The sequence below is a fragment of the Clostridium sp. 7_2_43FAA genome, assembly GCF_000158375.2.
GTDB lineage: Bacteria > Bacillota > Clostridia > Clostridiales > Clostridiaceae > Clostridium > Clostridium tertium.
This window is the reverse complement of sequence record NZ_JH815223.1, coordinates 152929-175891: the sequence shown is the minus strand read 5'-3', so window position 1 is coordinate 175891 and position 22963 is coordinate 152929. Positions and strand designations below refer to the sequence as shown.

General features: G+C 29.5%; 21 protein-coding genes, 1 riboswitch and 1 other annotated feature. Of the genes, 5 read left to right on the top strand and 16 right to left on the bottom strand.

Features of this window, described 5'->3' with window-relative positions; genetic code table 11:
- Positions 1-89 precede the first annotated feature (89 nt).
- Entirely contained in the window at positions 90-1856 is a 1767-nt protein-coding gene (locus CSBG_RS17110; protein ID WP_035286148.1) for an aminopeptidase P family protein, read from the bottom strand.
- A 188-nt stretch (positions 1857-2044) separates the two neighbouring features.
- On the opposite strand from CSBG_RS17110, the gene CSBG_RS17105 reads away from it, so the two are divergent.
- Entirely contained in the window at positions 2045-2500 is a 456-nt protein-coding gene (locus tag CSBG_RS17105) for a DUF5680 domain-containing protein (RefSeq protein WP_008681508.1), read from the top strand.
- 137 nt (positions 2501-2637) lie between these two features.
- Here CSBG_RS17105 and CSBG_RS17100 read toward each other — a convergent pair whose 3' ends face one another.
- From CSBG_RS17100 to CSBG_RS17075, 6 genes are all read right to left on the bottom strand, one after another.
- Positions 2638-4365 (bottom strand): Na+/H+ antiporter NhaC family protein, encoded by a 1728-nt coding sequence (locus CSBG_RS17100; RefSeq protein ID WP_008681507.1) that lies wholly within the window; start codon positions 4363-4365, stop codon positions 2638-2640.
- A gap of 120 nt (positions 4366-4485) precedes the next feature.
- Positions 4486-4661, bottom strand: a riboswitch (Lysine riboswitch).
- 86 nt (positions 4662-4747) lie between these two features.
- Positions 4748-5980, bottom strand: coding sequence for an aminopeptidase P family protein (locus CSBG_RS17095; RefSeq protein WP_008681506.1), 1233 nt, complete (start codon positions 5978-5980; stop codon positions 4748-4750).
- An 18-nt stretch (positions 5981-5998) separates the two neighbouring features.
- The gene (locus CSBG_RS17090) at positions 5999-6439 is read right to left on the bottom strand and encodes an ACT domain-containing protein (RefSeq protein ID WP_008681505.1); all 441 of its coding nucleotides are present in this window, start codon (positions 6437-6439) and stop codon (positions 5999-6001) included.
- A 108-nt stretch (positions 6440-6547) separates the two neighbouring features.
- Complete coding sequence (locus CSBG_RS17085) at positions 6548-6760, bottom strand: hypothetical protein (RefSeq protein ID WP_008681504.1); 213 nt, start codon at positions 6758-6760, stop codon at positions 6548-6550.
- Between the two features lie 122 nt (positions 6761-6882).
- Positions 6883-7407 carry a nucleoside recognition domain-containing protein gene (locus CSBG_RS17080; protein WP_035286147.1) on the bottom strand — a complete coding sequence of 175 codons (525 nt, stop codon included), beginning with the start codon at positions 7405-7407 and terminating at the stop codon, positions 6883-6885.
- Between the two features lie 16 nt (positions 7408-7423).
- On the bottom strand, positions 7424-7999 hold the full coding sequence (locus tag CSBG_RS17075) for a nucleoside recognition domain-containing protein (RefSeq protein ID WP_035286144.1): 576 nt from the start codon (positions 7997-7999) through the stop codon (positions 7424-7426).
- A 115-nt stretch (positions 8000-8114) separates the two neighbouring features.
- On the opposite strand from CSBG_RS17075, the gene CSBG_RS17070 reads away from it, so the two are divergent.
- Positions 8115-8300, top strand: coding sequence for a hypothetical protein (locus tag CSBG_RS17070; RefSeq protein ID WP_008681503.1), 186 nt, complete (start codon positions 8115-8117; stop codon positions 8298-8300).
- A 257-nt stretch (positions 8301-8557) separates the two neighbouring features.
- Here the strand turns inward: CSBG_RS17070 and CSBG_RS17065 are convergent, their stop codons facing one another.
- Complete coding sequence (locus CSBG_RS17065) at positions 8558-9556, bottom strand: LacI family DNA-binding transcriptional regulator (RefSeq protein ID WP_008681502.1); 999 nt, start codon at positions 9554-9556, stop codon at positions 8558-8560.
- A 369-nt stretch (positions 9557-9925) separates the two neighbouring features.
- The gene (gene ileS / locus CSBG_RS17060; protein ID WP_008681500.1) at positions 9926-13036 is read right to left on the bottom strand and encodes an isoleucine--tRNA ligase; all 3111 of its coding nucleotides are present in this window, start codon (positions 13034-13036) and stop codon (positions 9926-9928) included.
- Positions 13037-13210: 174 nt separating this feature from the next.
- Positions 13211-13466 (bottom strand) — a binding site (T-box leader).
- 290 nt (positions 13467-13756) lie between these two features.
- On the opposite strand from ileS, the gene CSBG_RS17055 reads away from it, so the two are divergent.
- On the top strand, positions 13757-13975 hold the full coding sequence (locus CSBG_RS17055) for a (2Fe-2S)-binding protein (protein ID WP_008681498.1): 219 nt from the start codon (positions 13757-13759) through the stop codon (positions 13973-13975).
- Between the two features lie 179 nt (positions 13976-14154).
- Here CSBG_RS17055 and CSBG_RS17050 read toward each other — a convergent pair whose 3' ends face one another.
- From CSBG_RS17050 to CSBG_RS17020, 7 genes are all read right to left on the bottom strand, one after another.
- Positions 14155-14337 (bottom strand): hypothetical protein, encoded by a 183-nt coding sequence (locus CSBG_RS17050; RefSeq protein WP_008681495.1) that lies wholly within the window; start codon positions 14335-14337, stop codon positions 14155-14157.
- A 130-nt stretch (positions 14338-14467) separates the two neighbouring features.
- On the bottom strand, positions 14468-14830 hold the full coding sequence (locus CSBG_RS17045; RefSeq protein ID WP_008681492.1) for a hypothetical protein: 363 nt from the start codon (positions 14828-14830) through the stop codon (positions 14468-14470).
- A gap of 22 nt (positions 14831-14852) precedes the next feature.
- On the bottom strand, positions 14853-15818 hold the full coding sequence (locus CSBG_RS17040; RefSeq protein WP_035286142.1) for an oligopeptide/dipeptide ABC transporter ATP-binding protein: 966 nt from the start codon (positions 15816-15818) through the stop codon (positions 14853-14855).
- Positions 15811-16857 (bottom strand): ABC transporter ATP-binding protein, encoded by a 1047-nt coding sequence (locus tag CSBG_RS17035; RefSeq protein WP_035286140.1) that lies wholly within the window; start codon positions 16855-16857, stop codon positions 15811-15813. The genes CSBG_RS17040 and CSBG_RS17035 overlap by 8 nt, the downstream gene beginning before the upstream one ends.
- A 14-nt stretch (positions 16858-16871) precedes the next feature.
- A complete protein-coding gene (locus CSBG_RS17030; RefSeq protein WP_008681489.1) occupies positions 16872-17795 on the bottom strand; it encodes an ABC transporter permease in 924 nt (307 codons plus the stop codon).
- Positions 17796-17811: 16 nt separating this feature from the next.
- The gene (locus CSBG_RS17025; protein WP_008681487.1) at positions 17812-18765 is read right to left on the bottom strand and encodes an ABC transporter permease; all 954 of its coding nucleotides are present in this window, start codon (positions 18763-18765) and stop codon (positions 17812-17814) included.
- 81 nt (positions 18766-18846) lie between these two features.
- Positions 18847-20559 (bottom strand): peptide ABC transporter substrate-binding protein, encoded by a 1713-nt coding sequence (locus CSBG_RS17020; RefSeq protein WP_008681485.1) that lies wholly within the window; start codon positions 20557-20559, stop codon positions 18847-18849.
- Between the two features lie 363 nt (positions 20560-20922).
- Between CSBG_RS17020 and CSBG_RS17015 the strand changes: the two genes are divergently transcribed.
- Both CSBG_RS17015 and CSBG_RS17010 read left to right on the top strand, forming a co-directional pair.
- Positions 20923-22098, top strand: a complete 1176-nt coding sequence (locus tag CSBG_RS17015; protein WP_008681483.1) for a class I SAM-dependent rRNA methyltransferase — start codon at positions 20923-20925, stop codon at positions 22096-22098.
- Between the two features lie 416 nt (positions 22099-22514).
- On the top strand, positions 22515-22814 hold the full coding sequence (locus CSBG_RS17010; RefSeq protein ID WP_008681481.1) for a hypothetical protein: 300 nt from the start codon (positions 22515-22517) through the stop codon (positions 22812-22814).
- Positions 22815-22963: the final 149 nt, after the last annotated feature.

Here is a 22963-nt window from a genome sequence, read left to right as displayed (position 1 = left end):
CTTATTAGTAATGTAAATGGACATATTAAGTTTACCTATCCTTTCCTTCAAGATAGGCTTAGATAAACTTAACTATGTCCATTTAGCAACTATATTTCTCTTGTTTGAACCTTTAAAAATTCTATTTCTTCATCATTCAAATAAGGACTTAACTTTTCAAATACAATCTTATGATAGTTATTTAACCAATCTCTTTCTTCATTTGTAAGCATTTCTACAACTACTCCATTTAAGTCTATTGGACAATATGATATTGTCTTGAATTTATAAAACTCCCCAAACTCTTCCGAATTTATGTCTTTTACAACTAAAAGAGTATTTTCTATTCTTATACCATGCTTTCCTTCCTTATATACACCTGGCTCATTAGTTATTATCATCCCTGGCTTTAATACTGTTAAATTTCCCTCTGGTCTTATTCCTTGTGGTCCTTCATGAACATTTAGGAAATATCCAACACCATGACCAGTTCCACATTTATAATCTATTCCATAATTCCATAAAGGCCTTCTAGCTAATATATCTAAATTAACTCCTGTAGTACCATTTAAGAATTTTGCTGTTGATAAAGCTATGTGCCCCTTTAATACAAGAGTAAAATCTTGCTTTTCCTCTTCAGTAATATTACCCAAAATAAAAGTCCTTGTTATATCCGTTGTTCCATCAAGATATTGTCCACCAGAATCTACAAGAAACATGCCTTCTTGTTTTATCTCATAGTCAGTTGCTTCTGTTGCTGAATAATGCATCATGGCTGCATGTTCTTTATATCCTGCTATAGTTCCAAAACTATCTCCCTTATAATTTTCACCCTTAGATCTAAATTCAGTTAACTTTTTACTTGCTGATATTTCAGTTATTTTTTCTTTTCCTAGATTATCTTTTAACCACTTTATAAATTTAACCATAGCAACGCCATCTCTAACCTGAGATTTTTCTGTATTTGCTATTTCAACTTCATTTTTTATAGCTTTTAATTTTGTAGTAATATTCATCTCATTTATTACTTTTACATCACTACTCAAACATGAGTATATCTTAGCATTTAATTTATTTGGATCTATTATAGTTCTATCCTCTATTAATTTTACATGTTCTTCTATTTCATCATATTCATATATTTCAAAGCCTTCATTTTTTAACTTTTCTTTTGTATTATCATCTATCTTAGCATTATTTATATATAAATTTGCATAATTTTCATTGATAAGAACATAAGAAAGTGCAACTGGATTAAATTTAACATCATTTCCTCTTATATTACAAAGCCATGCTATATCATCTAAAGAAGATATTATATAATTTTTAGCATCTTTTTCTTTCATATGTTTTCTAACTTCTTGTAATTTCTCAGAAGCATATTTGCCAGAATAAACTTCCCCATGTAAAAAGATTTTACTTTTAGGTAATTCAGGCCTTGCTTCCCAAATATTCTTTAATAAATCATTATCCATATTAATGCTAAAATTATTTTCTTTAGATATATCTAAAAATCCCTTGTATTGATTAACTGAAAATAATCTTCCATCAAATCCTAAAGTTTTTTTAGATTTAATATTTTTCTTTATCCACTCTTCAATAGTTGGATATCCTGGCGTTCTCATTTTCATAAGTGAAATTCCACTTCCATTAAGCTCTCTTTCAGCCTGAATAAAATATCTACCATCAGTCCATAAAAATGCCTCTTTTAAACCAACCAAAAGTACTCCTGCTGATCCTGTAAAACCTGATATAAATTCTCTTCCCTTAAAATGCTCCGCAACATATTCACTTTGATGTGAATCGCTACTTGGAATGATATAATAATCTATGTTCTCTTTTTCCATAGCTTCTCTGAATTTTTCTAAATTATTCATATTTGCCCCCTTAATAAACTTAAGATCTGTTAAGTTATATATTTTTATAAATAATATTATAGCCATATATTTCATGATAATCTATATATTCATTTAATTCTAAATATATTGTATTTTCTGAAAACTTATTGATTTAATTAAATTTTTTTTATATAATCTATGTATTGCATAAAAAGGGGGAGACTTATATGGGAAATGTATCTAAATTTAAAGACTTTTTAGTAGAAGCTAAGAGAAATACTTATGCTTCAAAAGCTAAGAAAGAAGAATCTTCTAGACCAAACTCAAAAGACTACGCTTATAAAAAATATAATTATTATTACCTTGATAGTCATGTTGGAGATAAGGAGTTCATAGGCGAGGAATTAGTTTGGCACAACGAAAAGGTCTGCTGGGGTATGAATTACAAGGGACAAGTTCTTGTTAATGAAACACCTTCTGGGTTTAATAAGTTTTTAAGAAGCGCTTTAAAAAACGTATCAGAAGATTCTCCATTCAGAGGTCCAAAATATTTTAAAAATGAAGACTTTATTTATGAATGTACTTGGGATGGAGATTTATCTTCATTTAATGGAGTTGAATCAATATCTTATAATGGAAATGAAATATTTAAGCTTTATTTTCATGGTGGAAGTCTTAAATAAATATTTTTAAATTAAAATGAAGCTCTACAAGCAGATATCTTGTAGAGCTTCATTTATTATATATTTAATAATATCCACTTTGCCTATATCTTAACTACGTCCTAGTTCATTAATCTTCTAAATCAATTTATAATTTTCTATTTTGCTTCTTCAACCTTTTTACCTAGTATTTGTACTCCTAAGAACACTGCTATTATAGATATTGGAAGCACTATATACCATTGCAATCCAAAACCTGCTGGTATATATCCAAATAAAATTGTTATAGCTGCTATAAATAAAGCATACCACATTTGAGTATTTACGTGAGCTATATGATTACATCCTGCCCCCATTGATGAAAGAATTGTAGTGTCTGATATCGGTGAGCAATGATCACCAAAGATAGCTCCAGTTAATACTGCACTTGTACTAACAATTACATAACTCATGTCTGGGTTCATCGAATATGCTAATGGTATTGCAAGCGGCATCAATATTCCCATAGTTCCATATGCAGTTCCTGTTGCAAATGAAATAATAGCACCTAGTATAAATATAAGGCTTGGAAGTAAGAAGTTAGGTAATGATCCTGAAAGTAATGAAACTAAATATTTTGCTGTTCCTAGATCTTTTATTACAGAACTTAGTGACCAAGCTAGTAATAATATTACACCTGTTATTAATAAAGGTTTCATACCATCTATCCATGTATCTATTGCTTCTGAAACTGTAAATATTTTTTTAGCTACTCCCATTATTATTGACACTATACTTGCTACTAATGCTGATTGGAACAAAGCAACTGATGCATCTGATGCACTAAAAGCTTCTTGTATTGCTTTAAATGATAATGGTGAATTAGTCATTATTCCTTGAAGGGCAACGTCCTCTCCCCCCATTATTGCGGAATAACCACTAAAATAGAAACAAAGTAATGCAGTTATAACTAGCACACCTATTGGAATTATCGCATTCCATATACTTAGCTTTATCCCTTCCTTTGGTTCAAGCTCATCATGATCCATATTAGAATCTGATGCAACTTCCTCTTCTTCAAAACTTAAGCCTCTTCTTCTTGCTTCTACTTCTGCCCTATACATAGGACCAAATTCCTTTAATAATATTGAAGTAATAAATACAAAAACTAATATTAGTATATTATAGAATCTATAAGGTATTGTTTGTAAAAATACTCCAAAAGCATCAACCTCTTGACCTATTCCATTAATAAAAGCATCATTTATTAAGCCAACTTCTAATCCTATCCATGTAGATACAATAGCTAATCCAGCAATCGGAGCTGCTGTTGCATCTATAATAAATGCTAATCTTTCTCTTGATATCTTCATTTTATCTGCTACAGGCTTCATAATAGGACCTACTATTAATGAATTAGCATAATCATCAAAAAACACAGCTAATCCTAATAAAAGAGTAACAACTTGAGTACTTTTTGCAGTCTTAGCCTTTCTTGCTAGGGCTTCCGCAACTGCCTTAGCTCCTCCCATTTTAGCAACTAAATGTATAACTCCACCTATAACTAATACTTGAAGAATTATACCAGCATTCCACGGATCAGCTAATGAGTTTAAGATCCTGGATACAAAATCTAAAAATGACTGTACGATAGCACTTAAAAATGAATTATCTACTAGCTGTACTAAGAAAGTTCCTGATAATGTTCCAATAAATAAAGATATAATTACGTTCTTTGTTAAAAAAGCTAATACTATTGCTACAACAGGTGGTATTAAAGTTAGTAACCCATAATGGTTTGCATTAGATGTAGCTGTATCTACCTCTGCAGCAAAAACTATTGATGTTGATAGTAAAGTCATCATAATAGTCATTAATAATACTTTAATACTTTTTTTATTATTCATATTTACTCCCCCTTAATATAGTGTTGTAAATAATTAAAGGGCAGAAATTAAAAAGAGCCTTGAGTTTTCACTCAAGGCTATAAATATACTCTAAACTATAATAGAAAAAAGTAACATTCCTCAAGCGATAGCTCACCACAAAATAAGTTTGTGACAGTGTTACATATATTTTATGCAACCCCAGCCATATGATTTTAAAGCATCAATCATACGCTTCGGCGATATTTCCTTTCCTATTAAATCACTGTGCTTACCTCATTAATAGTACTCTTAAGTATCGCGCCTCTACCCTTGTCGTTATTCACATTTAATTTATACTAATATTATATAATTATCAACTTAATAAATCAACCATAATTATTAGTCCTAATTTTTAATAATCCTATTTATCTGCCATAAAAGCTTCTATTTCCTCTACTGTTTTAATCATTTCTTTTGTTAACACTTCATTTCCATCTTCAGTAATTAAAACATCATCTTCTATTCTTATACCAATACCTTCATTTTCGATGTATATTCCTGGTTCAACAGTATATATCATTCCAGGCTCAAATGTAACATCTCTATTTTCTAACTCTATGTCATGGGTATCCATTCCTAAACTATGACCTATACTATGATAATAGAATTTTGATACATCATCTTTTTCTGTCATTAATCCAAGTGAAATACATTCTTCTGAAATCCAATCCTTTGCCTTTTTATTTAAATCAACAAACTTAACTCCTGGCTTCATTTCTTTAATAACTTTTTCATTTACTCTAAGAACAGCATTATACACTTCTTTTTGCCTTTCAGTAAACTTACCGTTGATAGGAAATGTTCTTGATATATCTCCATTATAATATTTATATTGAGCACCCAAATCAAATAATATTAAATCTCCATCCTTTAATTCTGAGTCATTAGTTACATAATGTAGCACTGTAGCATTTTTTCCAGCTGCTGCAATAGTTTTAAAAGCAAAATCCTTTACTCCATTTTTCTTGCAGATGAAATCAAAATATGCTTCTAGTTCATATTCCTTAATCTCAGACTTAGAATTTCTCATTAATTCTTTTACGCCTTCTATTGTGATATCTATTGCTTTTCTTATTCTACTGACTTCTTCATCAGTTTTAATAAGCCTTAGATTTCCTATAAGCTTAAAAGCATTTTTAATATTTATATTATAATATTTATGTTTAATTTCATTTACATACTTATATGATGTATTTCCAGCCTCTAGGTCAAGATATATATTTATCTCTTCTTTGTTAAGAACTACTTTTTCTATAAAATTATTAAATTCTCCAAGGTATTTAACATCTTCAATCATACAAATTTGAGAGACTTCTTCTTTTCTAATAGTCTTACCCTCCCATTTTTCTGCAATAGGATCAACTTCTTTTATAAACAAATATTCATTTGTTTTACCATTAATCTTAGATAAGACTAAAATATGATTTTCTTCATCAATACCAGTTAAATAATAAAAGTTTCTATTTGGTGTAAAAGGATATTTTTCATCTGCAGTTTTCTTTGGAGCCTTTCCTGCAAATAAAATCAGTAAAGAATTATCATCAATACTCTCTAATACCTTACTTCTATTATTCTTATAGAATTCCTTATTCATAAATTCACTTCCTCTTTTTTATTCCATAGCTAACACTTTAACACTAACAACATTAGGTAATGCCCTTAAAGTATTAACTAAGTGTTTTAAATCCTTTTTCATATTAGATATATCCAACGTTATGGTTACATTTGCAGCCATATTTATAGGTATATCTTGATTTATTGTTAATATATTTCCCTTATTAAAAGCAATACAATCTAAAACTTTAGATAAAGTTCCAGTTTCATGAGATAATAGTACAACTAAGGTTATCTTTTTACTATTTATCCCCTCTGACATAGGAAAAACATAATCCTTATATTTATAAAATGTACTTCTACTTATTCCTGTTTGCTTTACAGCTTCACTTATGTCTTTTGCTCTTCCCGTAAAAAGACTTTCTTTAACTTCTAAAACCTTTTTAAAAACTTCCGGTAGAACTTTACTACTAATAATATAAAACTTTTCTGAAGCCATAACATCACCTGCCCCTATATGAAAATTAAATAAGCTATATAATTAATAATTATATAGCTTATTTAAAAGAAAATACATATTATTCGTAATGTTTATTTTTTATTATATTTATATATGAATCTTATTTGACTTCTTAACTCTTTCTATAAAAGTTTTTATTAGCGAAACCAAAATAGATATAACTCCTCCTAATGCAAAGCAAAGCTGTATGTTTCCAACAAATAAACCAACTAATACTCCAATTCCTACTCCATATGCTAAAAATATAGCTAAGACTTTTATTTCTTCATCTGACAAAAATAATCCGTCATTCCACTCCATCTCTTATCCACTTCCCTCCTTTATTTCTATAAATTTATTATAGAATATTTTTTACATTAACTAGTTACAAAATTATTACGTATTGTTTAAAAATTATTAATTATTCTGTATATTTTCCCAAATTATAATAAAAGCCTACTTACTAAAAAAATTGCAGCTATTATTGCAGTTATATCAGCTAGTATTGCTGCCCATAATGTGTGCCTAATTTTCTTAATTTGTACAGCTCCAAAATAAACTGTTATTGTATAAAATATAGTTTCTGTTGTTCCCATAATTACTGAAGATATTAATCCTATAGTAGTGTCTGGTCCATATGTCTTTAAGATATCTGTTAAAATCCCAACAGCACCACTACCCGATAATGGTTTAACTAATACTAATGGAATAACTTCTTTTGGTAGACCAATTAATCCACCTATTGGAGCTATCATATTATTTAATATATCTAATAACTTTGCCTCTCTAAATATGTTTACAGCTATAATCATAGCTAATAAGTATGGAAATATGTTTAAACAAACTTTTAGTCCATCCTTTGCACCTTCTATAAACCATTCATAAACCTTTCGTCCCTTAAACATTCCATAAGTAATAATTATTATAACTATTATAGGAATTATGCTTTTCGTTAAATATTGAAACATCTGAAGACTCCCCCTTTTAAAAATACCGCTGTAGTATTTTGCAACAAATAACTCCCATTACTGCAGCAATAGTGCTTGCTAACACAGCTGGCATTATTATTGCTCCTGGATTACTTGATCCACAAGCTGCTCTTATTGAAATTACAGTAGATGGAACTAGCTGTATGCAAGCTGCATTCAAAACTAAAAAAAGAGACATATCATTTGAAGCAGTTCCTTTTTCTTTATTTAACCTATCCATTTCTTGCATAGCTTTAATTCCAAATGGAGTTGCTGCATTTCCAAGTCCCATCATATTAGCAGTTATATTCATTACTATTGCTCCTAAAGCCTTTTCATCTTTTGCTGCTTCTTTAAATATTAACTTTAAAATAGGTCTTAAAATTTTTGCCAATTTGTTAGTAAACCCACTTTTTTCAGCCACTTTCATTACCCCACACCAAAAACACATAAGGCCAACTAATCCTATAATAAGAGAAACTGTTGAGTCAGCTGAAGATATTATAGCCTTAGATATCACCTCTCCATTTCCTGTGAGTAACCCAATTAGCACTCCTAAAAATATCATTCCGAACCAAATATAATTTATCAAAATCTCACCTCTTATGAATTACTTATACAATATATGCCTTGCATCTAATATTTATTAGTGATAGGATAAATATATGTAATATTAATTATGTTTATATACATAAAGGAGACGAATTATGAAGGAATCTAACTTAAAAATAGCTCAAAAAGACATTGATGACGCCTTAAAAACAGTAGAAGATATAGTAAGTGTGCTAGATAACACTGATCTTCCTAAAAATGTATTAAAAGAAAAATTTGTTACATTAACAGAAAAAGTTCAGGAATTAGAAAATATATTAAAAACTGAAGGAATTCTTTAAATTTATAATAAAACAAAAAAACAACTTCATTTCTGAAGTTGTTTTTTTGTAACCCATAACTCACATTCTCTTATTGATTAGATAACCCACTTCTAATCAGACCATACACTATCATGCTTTCTCATACACATAGTCGAAATTGAAAACGTTTAATAATATATTAACATAATTATATCACGATTTCTATTTTGTGGCAATATATAAAGGTATAAAAAAGTAGGAATATTGAAACATATTCAATATTCCTAATTAAAACTTTACTTACAACTTTCTCTTTCTATAAGTTGATAGTCGAGAACATATTGTGATTCTTCTAATTCCTTTTTATTTAACATCTTTATAAGCATTCTCATTGCTACTGATCCCATATCATAACTTGGTTGCTTTATTGTTGTTATCTTAGGATAGAAAACTGAAGAAACTGCATTATCATTAAATCCTATAACGCTTACATCTTCTGGAACTCTTTTACCACGCTCTCTCAATGCATTTATTACTCCCATAGCAATTTCATCCGAAGCACAAACTACTGCTTCATAATTCTTCTTGCTGTTTTCGAAATACTCAATTGCTTCATATCCAGTCTTAACTTTTAATCCTTTAGTATAAACTAAATCCTCATCTACATTAAGACCTTTTTCATTTAGAGCCTTTTCATATCCTATGTATCTATCTCCCCAAGCATTCATACTCTCTTTCTTGGCACCTACATATGCTATGTTATTTAATCCTTTGTTTAATAAATAATTTGTAGCTTCCTCTAAAGCCTTTACATTATCTATTATTACACTTGGTAAACTTTCCTCTTTATCTTTAGATTCAACCAATACTGTAGTCAAATCTAATTCATTTATGATATTTAAAGTTTCTTCTTGTAATGATGAACTCATATATATAACTCCATCAACCATTTTCTCTTTAAGTACTCTTAAATATTCCTTTTCCTTTTCATCATCGAAATCAGAGTTACATAATATAACGTTATAATCATATATATTAGCAACATCCTCTGCTCCTCTAACTATTTCAGGATAAAAACCACTTGAAATATCCGGAACTAAAATACCGACTGTTTTTGTCTTTTGCGTCTTTAAGCTTCTTGCTACTATATTAGGTCTATATCCAAGTTTTTTTATAGCGTCTAAAACCTTCTTCTTTGTATCTTCATTTACAACATCTATATCATTTAAAACTCTGGAAACAGTAGCAATTGAAACGCCCGCTTCTCTAGCAACATCTTTTATAGAAGTAGCCATACCAACATCACTCCATTTTTCTTTATAATCTTTTATCCTATTCTAACTATATATTATACTATTTGCAAATAATTAATACAATATTCAAGGTTTCTCTTTATAATAATTTACTATATATTTGCAATAAAGATGTCATATTCGCCTAAAACATACTGTCAAATAATAGCATTTAAATAAAATTAGAATCTTTTAACTTGTATGAATACCAAATAATATATATTACATCAAGATTTCCTTTACTTAAATAATTCTTTTAACTATTTAATCAAATACTATACTTAATTATATAGTAATTGAAAATATAAATTAGAGTTAAAAAGTTAGAAGCTTAATGAAAAACCTCTAACTTTATTAACTTATTTTTTAAATTTAATTCATTACTTCAACTGTCATATTTAACTTTTCACCATTTATAACAGTTTCAGTATAATCTACTTTTTCATTAATAACAATTTCTTGAGTTAGTGTTTCTCTCTTTATTACATCAGAATACTTGTTAATAACACCTATTAGCATATCATTATCCGCAACGAATAATCTAATCTTATCTGCTACTTCAAAACCTTTTTCTTTTCTCATGTTCTGTATCTTTGATATTATTTCTCTTAGGTGTCCTTCTTCTCTTAATTCTTCTGTGATAGTTGTATCTAAAACAACACCTATTTGACCCTCACCAGCAAAAGCATATCCTTCTAATCCTTGCATTGTTACTAAAACACTTTCACTATTTAAAACTATTTCTGTTCCATCTACTACTATAGTTTCAGTACCACCATTTTGAAGCTTTTGTGCTAATTCCATTTGATTTCTTGAAGCTATTTCTTTTCTTATTCCTGGAATTAATTTACCATACGCTCTACCTAATACAGGTAAGTTAGGTTTAATTTCAAAATTAACATATTGTGATAAGTCAGCACCAAACTCTACTAATTTTATATTAAGCTCATCTTTTATAATATCGCCATAGTATCCTGGTATTGCATCTGTTGATAATAGCATCTTTGAAAGCGGCTGTCTATTCTTGATATTAGCGCCATTTCTAGCACTTCTTCCAAGTTTAACAATTGTGTAAGCTAAATCCATTTCCTTCTCTAGATTTTCATCAATAGCACTTTCATCTACAGCTGGCCATGAACATAAGTGTACGCTTTCCACAGCAGATTTATCTAATCCAATAACTAGGTTTTGATAAATTTCCTCAGTTATAAACGGTACAAATGGAGCTGCAACTTTAACTAAAGTAGTTAAAACTCTATATAAAGTAACATAAGCGCCAATCTTATCTTCTGTTAAATCTTCTGACCAATATCTAGCTCTATTTCTTCTTACATACCAGTTTGATAACTCATCTGTAAATTCTTCTATAATTAATGCAGCTTGAGTTATTTGATATGAATTTAAATTGCTATCTACATCCTTAATTAATGTATTAAGCTTTGACATTATCCATTTATCCATTACATTTTCTGATTTGAAATCTTTATAATCTAATGGATTAAATTTATCTAATTCTGCATATAAAACATAGAATGAATATACATTCCAGAAAGTGCTTAAAAACTTTCTTTGAGCTTCTGCTACATCATCAATAGAGAACCTTGTTGGAAGCCATGGGGCACTTGCAGTGTAGAAGTGCCATCTTGTTGCATCTGCACCTTGTGCATCTAAAACTTCAAATGGATCTACAACATTTCCCTTTGACTTTGACATCTTTAATCCCTTTTTATCTAATACGTGTCCTAAAACTATACAGTTTTCAAAAGGATTAGTATCAAATATAGCTGTTGAAATAGCTAATAATGTATAGAACCAACCTCTTGTTTGATCAACGGCTTCTGAAATAAATTGAGCTGGGAAATTCTTTTCAAATAGCTCTTTATTTTCAAATGGATAGTGTAACTGTGCAAAAGGCATTGATCCTGAATCAAACCAACAATCTATAACTTCAGCAGTTCTTGTCATTTCTTTGTTACACTTAGGACAATTTAAGTGAATGTTATCTATATATGGCTTATGAAGCTCTATATCATCAGGAACATTAATTCCTTTTTCCTTTAATTCTGCGATACTTCCTATACATTCTCTATGGCCACATTCACATTCCCAAATAGGAAGTGGAGTACCCCAATATCTATCTCTTGATATACCCCAATCAATAACATTTTCTAAGAACTTACCAAATCTACCTGTTCTAATGTTATCTGGATACCAGTTAATTTTATTATTATTTTCTAAAAGCTTATCTCTAAGCTTAGTCATTGCAACAAACCAGCTTTCTCTTGGATAATAAAGAAGTGGTGTGTCACATCTCCAACAATGTGGATATGAGTGAAGATGCTTTTCAGCCTTAAATAACTTATTATCCTCTTCTAGATACTTAACAATGCTTTCATCGCACTTCTTAACAAACTTTCCTGCCCAAGGCGTTACTTCATCTACGAAATTACCACTTGCATCTACTAAGTTTATAAATCCAATGCCATTCTTCTTTGCAACTATGCTATCATCTTCACCATACGCTGGTGCTATATGAACTATACCAGTACCATCTGATAAAGTTACATAGTCTCCATGTATAACTTCAAAAGCTTTTCCTTCAACTTCACCAAAAGGAAGTAATCTTTCATACTTAGTACCTAGTAACTCAGTTCCCTTGAATTCTTTAACTACTTCGTAGTCTTCTCCTAAAACTTTTGGAGCTAATTCTTTAGCAACTATTAATATCTCATCTCCGACTTTAGCTTCAATATAATCATAAGCTTTATTAACACATAATGCTAAATTTGATGGTAAAGTCCAAGGAGTTGTTGTCCAAGCTAGGATGTATTTATTTTCTTCGCCTTCAACTTTGAACTTAGCTATAGCTGTCAAATCTTTTACATCCTTATATCCTTGTGAAACTTCGTGAGAAGAAAGACCAGTTCCACATCTTGGGCAATATGGCATTACCTTATGTCCCTTATATAAAAGACCTTTTTCCCACATTTGACTTAATGCCCACCAAACAGATTCTATATATGAGTTATGATATGTAACATAAGGTTTTTCCATATCTACCCAATACCCTATTTGGTCAGTCATCTTTTCCCACATGTTAACATAAGTAAATACTGATTCTTTACATTCAGTTACGAATTTTTCTACTCCATAACCTTCAATTTGCTCTTTTCCAGAAATACCCAACTTTTTTTCAATTTCAAGTTCAACAGGTAATCCATGAGTATCCCAACCAGCTTTTCTTATAACTTTATATCCCTTCATAACCTTATACCTTGGGATAATATCCTTCATAACTCTTGTTAAAACGTGTCCTACATGTGGTCTTCCATTTGCTGTTGGAGGTCCATCATAAAATGTAAAATATTCACCATCTTGATTCATATCAAAATTCTTTTTAATGACATTATTTTCTTTCCAAAGGTCTGCTACTTCTTTTTCCATACCAACAAAACCTTTTGGTAATTCAACCTTTTTATACATATCTTAACTCCCTTCTGTTAATTACTTCATATAAAAGCTAACTGCTTTAAGTCTACGCTTATTACTAATCTTAAATCTATATTTTACATTATTAACTATAGTCTAGTAATTATTCATTAGCTAATAATAGCTATAATATGATAAATATACAGATTTAAATAAAAAAACTCCGCCCAATAGGACGAAGAGTATTCGCTATACCACCTAAGGTTAGAAGTTCCCCATAAATAAATATGAAAAACCTTTCGATTCGAGTACAAACATACTCTATCCCTTAACGCAGGATAACGTGAAAAACTTAATCAGTAATTTTAAACCTTTCAGCATCAAACTCCTAGGTGATTTTCCTTAATCTTCTCTATGACTTTTCACCAACCAGCCACTCTCTTAAAGTATCCAAATAAGTACTTCTCCTAATCACAGTCTTTAACTATTATAATGAAATAATATAAATATAATCATTATGTTAATAATAATTATATTCTACTACAAAGTAAAATAATATAAAAGATTATATTTAAGAATATTTAAATAAATTTTTCACAAAATAAAATGTAATGTTTGTTCCTTACACTAAAAATTAACTAATAATTTTTATCAATTAGTATTGACTTTCCTTATTGATAAATATATAATAAAAACATAAAGAATAAACATTAAATTTATTTTTTATCCCCTTTATTTTCCTTAGTCGATTTCTTAATACAGGAGGAAAACTAAATGGAAAATAACTTAAACGAACAAGTCCTTGATAAGATTACTAAAGTTTGTACTTGCAAGGCAATACCAAGATCCAAAATAAAAGATGCAATCAAAGCCGGAGCCCACACTGTGGCAGAAGTTTCTAAGGCAACAGGAGCTTGCACAGGTGGATGCAGAGGCTACAGATGTACCCCTACAATCCAAAATTTGATTGATAAACATCTGGAAAATAACTAATATAGTTCCCCCAAACTATATTAGCATATAGATTATATCTCCCCTAAAACCACCTGTTATGGAAGCAGGTGGTTTTTTTATATTTTCCTTCTCCCAATACTAAATTGGACATATGTAAATTTGCATTGACTTAGAGAAAAATAACTAAGTAACCAAATTTATATATGTCCTTTCTTAATTTAAAAAATTCTAATAGATAATCCAAAATTTTTAAATGTATCTTTTGTCATATCAATATGTTCTAAATCTTTATTTTCAACCTTATCTTTTGTTATACTTTCACAAGTCAATTCATCTACTTTATTCTCCACATATTTTCTAATTCTTCTTGGAGTTGGTATAACAATTGCTTTAAATATCATATATATCTCCCCAAATAATTGCTTTATACTATAATTATATTTACATTTATATTTAATATTCATCAAAACAAATAAAATCCCAAACTCATTAGAGAATGGGATCTATAAGCAAATGTTAATATAAAATACTTCAGTTTATTATATTGAAGTTCATTATAATCCAGTCTATAGCTCCTCCATATAAAATAATGATTAAACTAATTATTATTAAAACAACTTTATACGAAAATACACTATACTTTTCCTTCCATTGATCAATAAATAAAAACTTTTTCTCCTCTCTTCTCCTTAGTATTAAAATAGATCCTAAAATCATTCCTAATGGTCCAATTATAAGCAATCCACTTCTTACAATATTTAATGATTGTTGCCAATTAAACTTCGATATTATTAATGAAATCATTCCTACACCTAAAATCATTGCTAAAGATATAAAGCTTCCAATAATGATGCATTTTATAAAATCTTTTATTATTCCATTTAATTTTTGCATGTACTTCTCTCCTAAAATATAATTAATATAAATGACATGCTACAAAATGTCCTTTTTCTACTTCTTTAAATTCTGGAGATTCATTCTTACATATCTCCATACATTTAATACATCTACCTTGGAACTTACATCCTTTAGGAATATTAATTGGACTTGGGACATCCCCCTCTAGCATAATTCTCTCCCTGTTTTCTTCTATATCCAGATCCGCTATAGGAATTGCTGACATCAATGCTTCTGTATATGGATGTTTAGCATTATTAAATAATTCTTCTGATTCAGCCAATTCAACCATACTACCTAAATACATAACTGCTACTCTATCTGAAATATGCTTAACCATAGATAGATCATGAGCAATGAATAAATATGTTAATCCTAATTCCCTTTGTAAATTAATTAATAAATTGGCAATTTGCGCTTGAATTGATACATCTAGAGCAGAAATAGGTTCATCACACAAAATGAATTTAGGTTCAACAGCTAAAGCCCTGGCTATACCTATCCTCTGCCTTTGTCCACCTGAGAATTCATGTACAAACCTATTTGCATGTTCTTTGTTTAACCCTACATGCTCTAATAGCTCATAGATTCTTTTCTCCTTATCCTCTTTTGATTTAGCTATACCATGAATATCTATTCCCTCTGAGATTATATCAGCAACAGTCATTCTTGGATTTAGCGATGCATAGGGATCTTGGAATATAATTTGAACTTCTTTATTAAACTGCTTTTTTTCTTTACCCTTTAATCCGTCCATTGATTTATCTCTATAAAAAATTTTCCCATCTGTTTTATCATACAGCCCAATAGCAGTTCTTCCACAAGTTGTTTTTCCACATCCTGATTCTCCGACTAATCCCAAAGTTTCTCCTTCTTTTATGGCAAATGAAACATCATCTACTGCTTTTAAAATTTCTTTATTACCAAGTTTAAAATATTTTTTTAAATTTTTTACTTCTAAAATTATATTTGATTCATTAGCCATTTTTTCTTTCCTCCTCAATTTTATCTAAAATTTCCTCAGGAACCCCTTCACTATATAGCCAACATTTAGCCTTATGTGTATCTCCAAATGAATATTCCTTTGGCTCTTCTTCTAAACATATATTCATACAATATTTACAACGAGCTGCAAATGCACATCCTTCTGGTGGTGCAATTAAATCTGGAGGGGTTCCCTTTATTGTATCTAATAACTGCTTTCCCTTCCATCCAAGCTTAGGAACTGAATTTAAAAGTGCCCAAGTATATGGATGTTTAGGCTCATAGAATATCTCTCTTTTTTCCCCTTGCTCTATAATTTGTCCAGCATACATTACTGCAATTTTATCTGCCATTCCTGCAACCACCCCAAAATCATGAGTGATTAATATTACTGCTGTATTAAGCTTGTCTTTTAATTCATTAATAAGTTCAAGTATTTGTGCTTGAATTGTAACATCAAGAGCTGTTGTAGGCTCGTCTGCTATTAAAATTTTAGGATTACAAGCAACTGCTATTGCAATCATAACTCTCTGTCTCATTCCGCCTGAAAACTCGTGTGTATACTGATCAACTCTCTTTTCGGCATTTGGTATTCCTACAGAGTCAAGTATCCGTATAGCCTCTTCTCGTGCAGATTTTTTGTCCATATTTCTATGAGCTACTAAGTTCTCTATTATTTGCTTACCTACCTTCATAGTCGGATTAAGAGATGTTAATGCATCTTGGAATATCATTGAACATTCTCCACCCCTAAATTCTCTAATTTTCTTTTTATCATAAGTTAATATATCTTCTCCATTATAAAGTATCTTACTATTCTCTTTAATTTCACCTTGCGGAGCTTGAATTAAAGCCATAATTGATCTAGCTGTAACGCTTTTTCCGCATCCTGATTCTCCTACTATAGCTAATACCTCACCTCTCTCAACCTCAAAGGACACCCCTCTAACAGATTGTACTTCTCCAGCATAAGTATGATAAGATACCCTTAGATTTTTAACATCTAGAATTGATTCATTTTTATTTACTAATTTCTCCATACCTTATATACCTCCTATTGTCTTAACTTTGGATCTAGAGCATCTCTTAAACCATCACCTAAAACGTTAAATGATAATATTAATAGACATAAAATTATAGTGGGGAACAGCAATTGATAAGGATAAAATGCCATAGCTTGTTGTCCAGCTGATAGTAATGAACCTAAACTAAATGCTGGGATATTCAATCCTAATCCTAAGAATGACAATATTGTTTCAGAAACTATTACACTTGGAATTGTTGATGCAACATCTAATATTATTAATCCAATTGTATTTGGTAATAAGTGCTTTAAAATTATTCTCATTGGAGATGCTCCTAAAGCCTCTGCTGCTAAAACATATTCGCTTTCTCTTAATTGAAGAATTTGTCCTCTTATCATTCTTGCTGTGCTAGTCCAAGCTGTTAGGCATAAAGCTAACATTAACTGAAAATATCCATTTCCTAAAACAACTAAAATCAGTAATGTAATTATTAAGTATGGAATACTATTTAATACTTCAACTATTCTCATCATTATTTCATCTACTATTCCACCTAAATATGCAGCTATGCCTCCATATAAGCATCCAACTACTATATCTATTACAGTAGCAATCAATGCTACGCTTATTGATATTCTTGTTCCTATCCACACTCTTGTAAACAAATCTCTTCCCATAGCATCTGTTCCCCACCAGAACTCACTACTAGGAGATAAATTTTTCTTTTCTGTTACAACTGTTTGATAATCTAAATTTCTTATAATAGGCATAAAAATTGCCATTGAAATTATTACAAGTAATATACATAAAGCTCCCATAGCAACTGGATTCTTTTTAAGCCTTCTCCAAGCATCTTGCCAATAACTAATATTGGGTCTTACAACTAAATCACTGTCTAAAGTATATGAATCTGCAAGTTCAAATCTTTTATCTTTTACTTTTAATTTATTCATAAAGTCACACCCCTATCTACTTAACTAATCTTATACGCGGATCTACAACTGTATAAAGTATATCTGTTATAAATATTGCTACAAGATAAATTAATGCATACAATAATGTTAATCCCATAAGTATTGGAATGTCTCTATCATTTGCTGCTTGAATAAAATATTGTCCAGCTCCAGGAATAGCAAAAACCCTTTCTATAAAGAAAGAACCAGAAATTACTCCTGATATTGCCACTGGTAATACTGTGATTATCGGTATAAATGAATTTCTAAGAACATGTTTTCTAACTATAGATACTTCTGATAATCCTTTTGATCTAGCTGTAAGTGTATAATCTTGATTAATGCTATCTAACATACTAGTTTTCATTAATCTTGCATAATAAGCTAAGTATGTTCCAGCTCCAGCTAACGTTGGTAAAATAGTATACTTCCATCCACCGAGCCAAATATCAGCACCTTTCGGCCATCCGATTATAGGTAAATTTAATAATGGTCCCTTTGCTAAATACTTTTGTAATAATAGTGATAATACTAGTGATGGTACCGAAGCAAGTATCATCACTCCTACCAAAATTACATAATCAATAACCTTCCCCCTATTCATTGCAGAAACTATTCCTAGAAGAATACCTAGCGTTACTCCAACTACTATTTGTTGTATTCCAAGCCTTGCTGATACTGGCATCTTATTTTTAACTATACTTGAAAGTGTATCTCCTGCACGTACTAAAGACTCCCCAAACTCACCTTTCACAATATAATTTTTTAATGTAATAAAGTACCTCTCTACTACAGGTTTATCATAACCATATTTAGCTATAACAATTTGCTTTGTTTGCTCTGGCAGCTTTTGAATCTTCTTATCTATAGCTGTTCCTGGAATTGCAGCTAAAAGAAAAAAAGTCGCTGTTCCAATTAAATAAAGTGTAATAACCATCTCAATAAATCTTCTTATAACATACTTTGCCATATTCCTCTCCCCTTCAGATTGAATTAATGCACATCAACAATAGTTGATGTGCATTATACTAATTCTATATAATAGGTTTAATTAATTTTTCCCTTGTATATATGCATGCTTGAATTCATAAACTGATCCAAATGAAGTAAATTGGATATCCTTAACATAGTTTTGATAGAATGCATACTTATCAGTATAGTAAACTGGTGAAATAACAGCATCTTCATTAACTAGTTTATTTTCTAGCTTTTTATAGATTTCTGTAACCTTATCTTGCTCTGTTTCTTTGTATACTGATTTTAACAATTCATCATACTCTGTATCAGCATAACCAGTGTGGTTATTTCCACCATTTGATACCCATATATCTAAGAAACTCATTGGATCATTATAATCTGCTGACCATCCAGACATTGTAAAGTCATACTCAAGTTTATCCATTATACTTAAATAAACTCCCCAATCTCCTTGAGTCTCAACATTTATTTTTATACCTAAATTTCCATTTACTTGCTGCGCTAACCATTCAGATCTTTGTTTTTGTAATTCTGAACTTCCTTGAGATAAATAAGTTAATTCATATTTGCTTAAGTCATCTGTTTGAAGTCCTAATTCCTTTAATCCTTCTTTAAATAGTTCTTGAAGCTTTTCCTTATTATTTACATAAGTCTTCGCATCACTTTCTAAAGGTCCTTCTACTTTATCTCTATACTTTTCATCACCAACATTTATAGCTGTTGGAACTACTCCATAAGCTGATTGGAATCTTCCAACTAAGTCTTTTGTATAGACATCTCTATCTATTGATAAGCCAATAGCTTTTCTTATTTTAGCATTCTTTAATATTCCATTTGCAGATTCACTCTTTTGATTAAAATATAAATAGAATGATCCTGGATCCTCTCCTGTAAGCTTTTGGAACTCTCCTGCATCAGCTCTTTCAGTCCATTTTTCTATATAATCTGTTTGAGCGCCAGTTATATCTAATTCTTGTGCCTCAAATAATTGAGCTTGAGTTGCAAATTCTTGAATCTTTGTCATGTTAATCTTTTGAAGATATACATTATCAGCATCCCAATAAGTATCATTTTTTACTAATACCATTGAGTTTCCATTATCCCAACTTTCTATCTTAAATGGTCCACTATATACAGTATCTTTAATTTCACTAGCATACTTGTCCCCTAACTTTTCAATAATATCTAATCTAATTGGATGGAACGTTGTATAAGACACCTTTGATGCGAAGTAAGGTACTGGATGCTTTAATTTGAATTCTAGAGTATAATCATCAACAGCTTTTACACCTACAGCATCAACTGTTCCTTTTCCTGTATTATATTCTTCTGCACCTTCAATATCATAAGCTAAAAATCCATAAGCAAATCCATTGTCTGGATTTAATATCCTTTGAAAAGAATCAACGTAGTGCTTTGCTACTACAGCCTCTCCATCTGACCAATTCATTTTTCTTAAATGGAAAGTCCATGTTAAACCATCTTCTGAAGCTTCCCATTTTTCTGCCCCAGCCGGCACTATCTCGTCTCCCTTTCCATTATTCTCAATTCTTACTAATCCTTCTTGTACTGCATTAAGAATAGATGAACTTTGATTATCTGTAGTATCATTTGCATCTAAAGTAGCAACTTCAAAATAAATAGTGTTTAATACTTGCTCACTATCCATTTGTACACTACTAGATTCCCCATTTTCTGATTGTTCAGGCCCCTTTTTTCCACAACCTCCAAGTATCATCATGCAACTTAAGCCTATTGCTAGTAAAGAAATAAATCTTTTTTTCATAATTTGCCCCCTTTTATTATTGATGTAATTTAAATGCACATTAATATATTTAGTATCTACTCATTTAAAATATATCAAACCCTGATACCATTTAATTGAATAAATAATTAAATATATAATTAATTACATTTTATTACAATTAACTTATTTATAATATTATAGCATTTATTTTATTAAAGTCAATTTATTTACACATTATTTTTTAACAATTTATTTATATTTCCTTAACTTATTTTTCAATTTTACATATTTATTACCTGAATATATATAATTTATCATCAACTTATATTATTTAACTTTAATATTTATTTTCTTATAGTTATGATATAATCTTATAAGATTAATTTAGGAAGGAGCTACAATATGGCAAGTAAATTTTATTTACATAAAGGAAAAAATAAAAGAGCTGAACAAGGAAGACCTTGGATATATGTCGATGAAATAAATGAATATGATGGCGATTACGAAAATGGAGATATAGTTGAAGTATATAATCATAAAGGATTTTTTATCGGAAAAGGTTATATAAATGATAGAAGTAAAATAACTATTAGAATAATGACAACAGATATTAATGAAGAAATAGATTATAATTTCTTTAAAAAGAGATTTGCTAATGCATTTGAATATAGAAAAACAGTTATAGATACATCTTCTTGTAGATTTATATTTGGAGAAGCTGACTTCTTACCAGGACTTACAGTTGATAAATTCGAAGATTACTATGTAATTCAAATTTCTACTTTAGGAATGGACCAATATAGGGACTTAATAGTAAAAATTCTAGTTGAAGAATACGGTGCTAAGGGTGTTTATGAAAGAAGTGATATTAAGACAAGAGAAATTGAAGGACTTGAACAAACTAAAGGCTTCTTAACAGAACCATTTGATACCAATATTCAAATAATAGAAAATGGAGTTAAATACATAGTCGATTTAGAAAATGGTCAAAAAACTGGATTCTTCTTAGATCAAAAAGAAAATAGAGCTGCTATGCATAGAATATGCAAAGACAAAGATGTATTAGACTGCTTTACTCACACTGGTTCATTTGCCTTGAATGCCGGTATTGCTGGAGCAAAATCAGTTCTTGGAATAGATGTATCACAGCATGCTATTGACTGTGCGAAAAAAAATGCTGAACTTAATAACTTACAGGATGTAGTTAAATTCGAATGTCATAATGCCTTTGATGTTCTTGGAGATTGGTCGAGAGAAGGTAAACAATTTGATGTTGTTATACTTGACCCACCAGCATTTACAAAATCAAGAAATACTATTAAATCAGCTATCAGAGGCTATAAAGAAATCAATCTTAGAGGATTAAAAATGGTTAAATCTGGCGGATACTTTGCTACTTGCTCCTGCTCACACTATATGAGTGAGGAACAATTAAAAAAGACAGTTCAAGAAGCAGCTCATGATGCTAGAAGAACATTGAGACAAGTGGAAATAAGAACGCAAAGTGCAGATCATCCAATTCTATGGAATTCAGATGAATCCTATTATTTAAAATTCTTTATTTTCCAAGTGGTTTAACATTACAAAAGCTAATAATAAATATATAACGATAATATAGCAAAAAGGAACTTGATAATGAACTTCTCCCTCTATAGTTACAGTTTTATTATTTTAAATGTCTACTATAAAGAAAGTATGTCATAACCCCAAGTTCCTTTTTGCTATACTATTTTATTAGTAAAATATATTCTAATATTTATGTTCTAATTAATATTTCAAATAATTGATACTATCAGTATATTAACATATAACCTACAAGATCATTTTGACTTTTATAAAAAGTAATATATAATTTATTTAGGTAAATTTTTCTATATAAGTATTATTTTATTAATATTAAAATATTTTTCTTATATATTAAATCTGAATGAGTACTAATATAGAACTTTTATTGCGCATTATATATAAACTTTAAACTTTGAAAGAAGGTCTTTATGGATATGTTAGATAGTAAAAATACAAATAAAAATTTGGAAGGCTCTGAGACATTAAAAGATAATGTAATTTCTACTCATTCTATATACAAATTTAATAATGTATCTTTAGATTTTAAAAATAAATATGAAGCACTTAAAATCATAGAGAAATATCCTTTTTGTGAATCTTTAACTATATCTAAAAAAAATAGAATAAATATAAAAGTACAAACATCAAATCTACTACTATTATTTAATCAATTATCAAAAGATAACTTATTTTATATTTATATAGATATAGTAAAATGTGATACATAGCTTCTAATTTTTTATAATTAACTTTAGTATATTAAATAAAAAGCTATTATACTGCATATACTATTGCAATATAATAGCTTTTTATAAATTATATATAATATAAACTTAATAACCTTAATTGACTAAACTGTTTATAGCTTTAATACTTT

What these genes read in the sequence shown, in the direction of transcription:
- CSBG_RS17110 (WP_035286148.1), bottom strand. Translation starts at nt 1,856, where the DNA reads ATGAATAATTTAGAAAAATTCAGAGAAGCTATGGAAAAAGAGAACATA.
- CSBG_RS17105 (WP_008681508.1), top strand. Translation starts at nt 2,045, where the DNA reads ATGGGAAATGTATCTAAATTTAAAGACTTTTTAGTAGAAGCTAAGAGA.
- CSBG_RS17100 (WP_008681507.1), bottom strand. Translation starts at nt 4,365, where the DNA reads ATGAATAATAAAAAAAGTATTAAAGTATTATTAATGACTATTATGATG.
- CSBG_RS17095 (WP_008681506.1), bottom strand. Translation starts at nt 5,980, where the DNA reads ATGAATAAGGAATTCTATAAGAATAATAGAAGTAAGGTATTAGAGAGT.
- CSBG_RS17090 (WP_008681505.1), bottom strand. Translation starts at nt 6,439, where the DNA reads ATGGCTTCAGAAAAGTTTTATATTATTAGTAGTAAAGTTCTACCGGAA.
- CSBG_RS17085 (WP_008681504.1), bottom strand. Translation starts at nt 6,760, where the DNA reads ATGGAGTGGAATGACGGATTATTTTTGTCAGATGAAGAAATAAAAGTC.
- CSBG_RS17080 (WP_035286147.1), bottom strand. Translation starts at nt 7,407, where the DNA reads ATGTTTCAATATTTAACGAAAAGCATAATTCCTATAATAGTTATAATA.
- CSBG_RS17070 (WP_008681503.1), top strand. Translation starts at nt 8,115, where the DNA reads ATGAAGGAATCTAACTTAAAAATAGCTCAAAAAGACATTGATGACGCC.
- CSBG_RS17065 (WP_008681502.1), bottom strand. Translation starts at nt 9,556, where the DNA reads ATGGCTACTTCTATAAAAGATGTTGCTAGAGAAGCGGGCGTTTCAATT.
- ileS (WP_008681500.1), bottom strand. Translation starts at nt 13,036, where the DNA reads ATGTATAAAAAGGTTGAATTACCAAAAGGTTTTGTTGGTATGGAAAAA.
- CSBG_RS17055 (WP_008681498.1), top strand. Translation starts at nt 13,757, where the DNA reads ATGGAAAATAACTTAAACGAACAAGTCCTTGATAAGATTACTAAAGTT.
- CSBG_RS17050 (WP_008681495.1), bottom strand. Translation starts at nt 14,337, where the DNA reads ATGATATTTAAAGCAATTGTTATACCAACTCCAAGAAGAATTAGAAAA.
- CSBG_RS17045 (WP_008681492.1), bottom strand. Translation starts at nt 14,830, where the DNA reads ATGCAAAAATTAAATGGAATAATAAAAGATTTTATAAAATGCATCATT.
- CSBG_RS17040 (WP_035286142.1), bottom strand. Translation starts at nt 15,818, where the DNA reads ATGGCTAATGAATCAAATATAATTTTAGAAGTAAAAAATTTAAAAAAA.
- CSBG_RS17035 (WP_035286140.1), bottom strand. Translation starts at nt 16,857, where the DNA reads ATGGAGAAATTAGTAAATAAAAATGAATCAATTCTAGATGTTAAAAAT.
- CSBG_RS17030 (WP_008681489.1), bottom strand. Translation starts at nt 17,795, where the DNA reads ATGAATAAATTAAAAGTAAAAGATAAAAGATTTGAACTTGCAGATTCA.
- CSBG_RS17025 (WP_008681487.1), bottom strand. Translation starts at nt 18,765, where the DNA reads ATGGCAAAGTATGTTATAAGAAGATTTATTGAGATGGTTATTACACTT.
- CSBG_RS17020 (WP_008681485.1), bottom strand. Translation starts at nt 20,559, where the DNA reads ATGAAAAAAAGATTTATTTCTTTACTAGCAATAGGCTTAAGTTGCATG.
- CSBG_RS17015 (WP_008681483.1), top strand. Translation starts at nt 20,923, where the DNA reads ATGGCAAGTAAATTTTATTTACATAAAGGAAAAAATAAAAGAGCTGAA.
- CSBG_RS17010 (WP_008681481.1), top strand. Translation starts at nt 22,515, where the DNA reads ATGGATATGTTAGATAGTAAAAATACAAATAAAAATTTGGAAGGCTCT.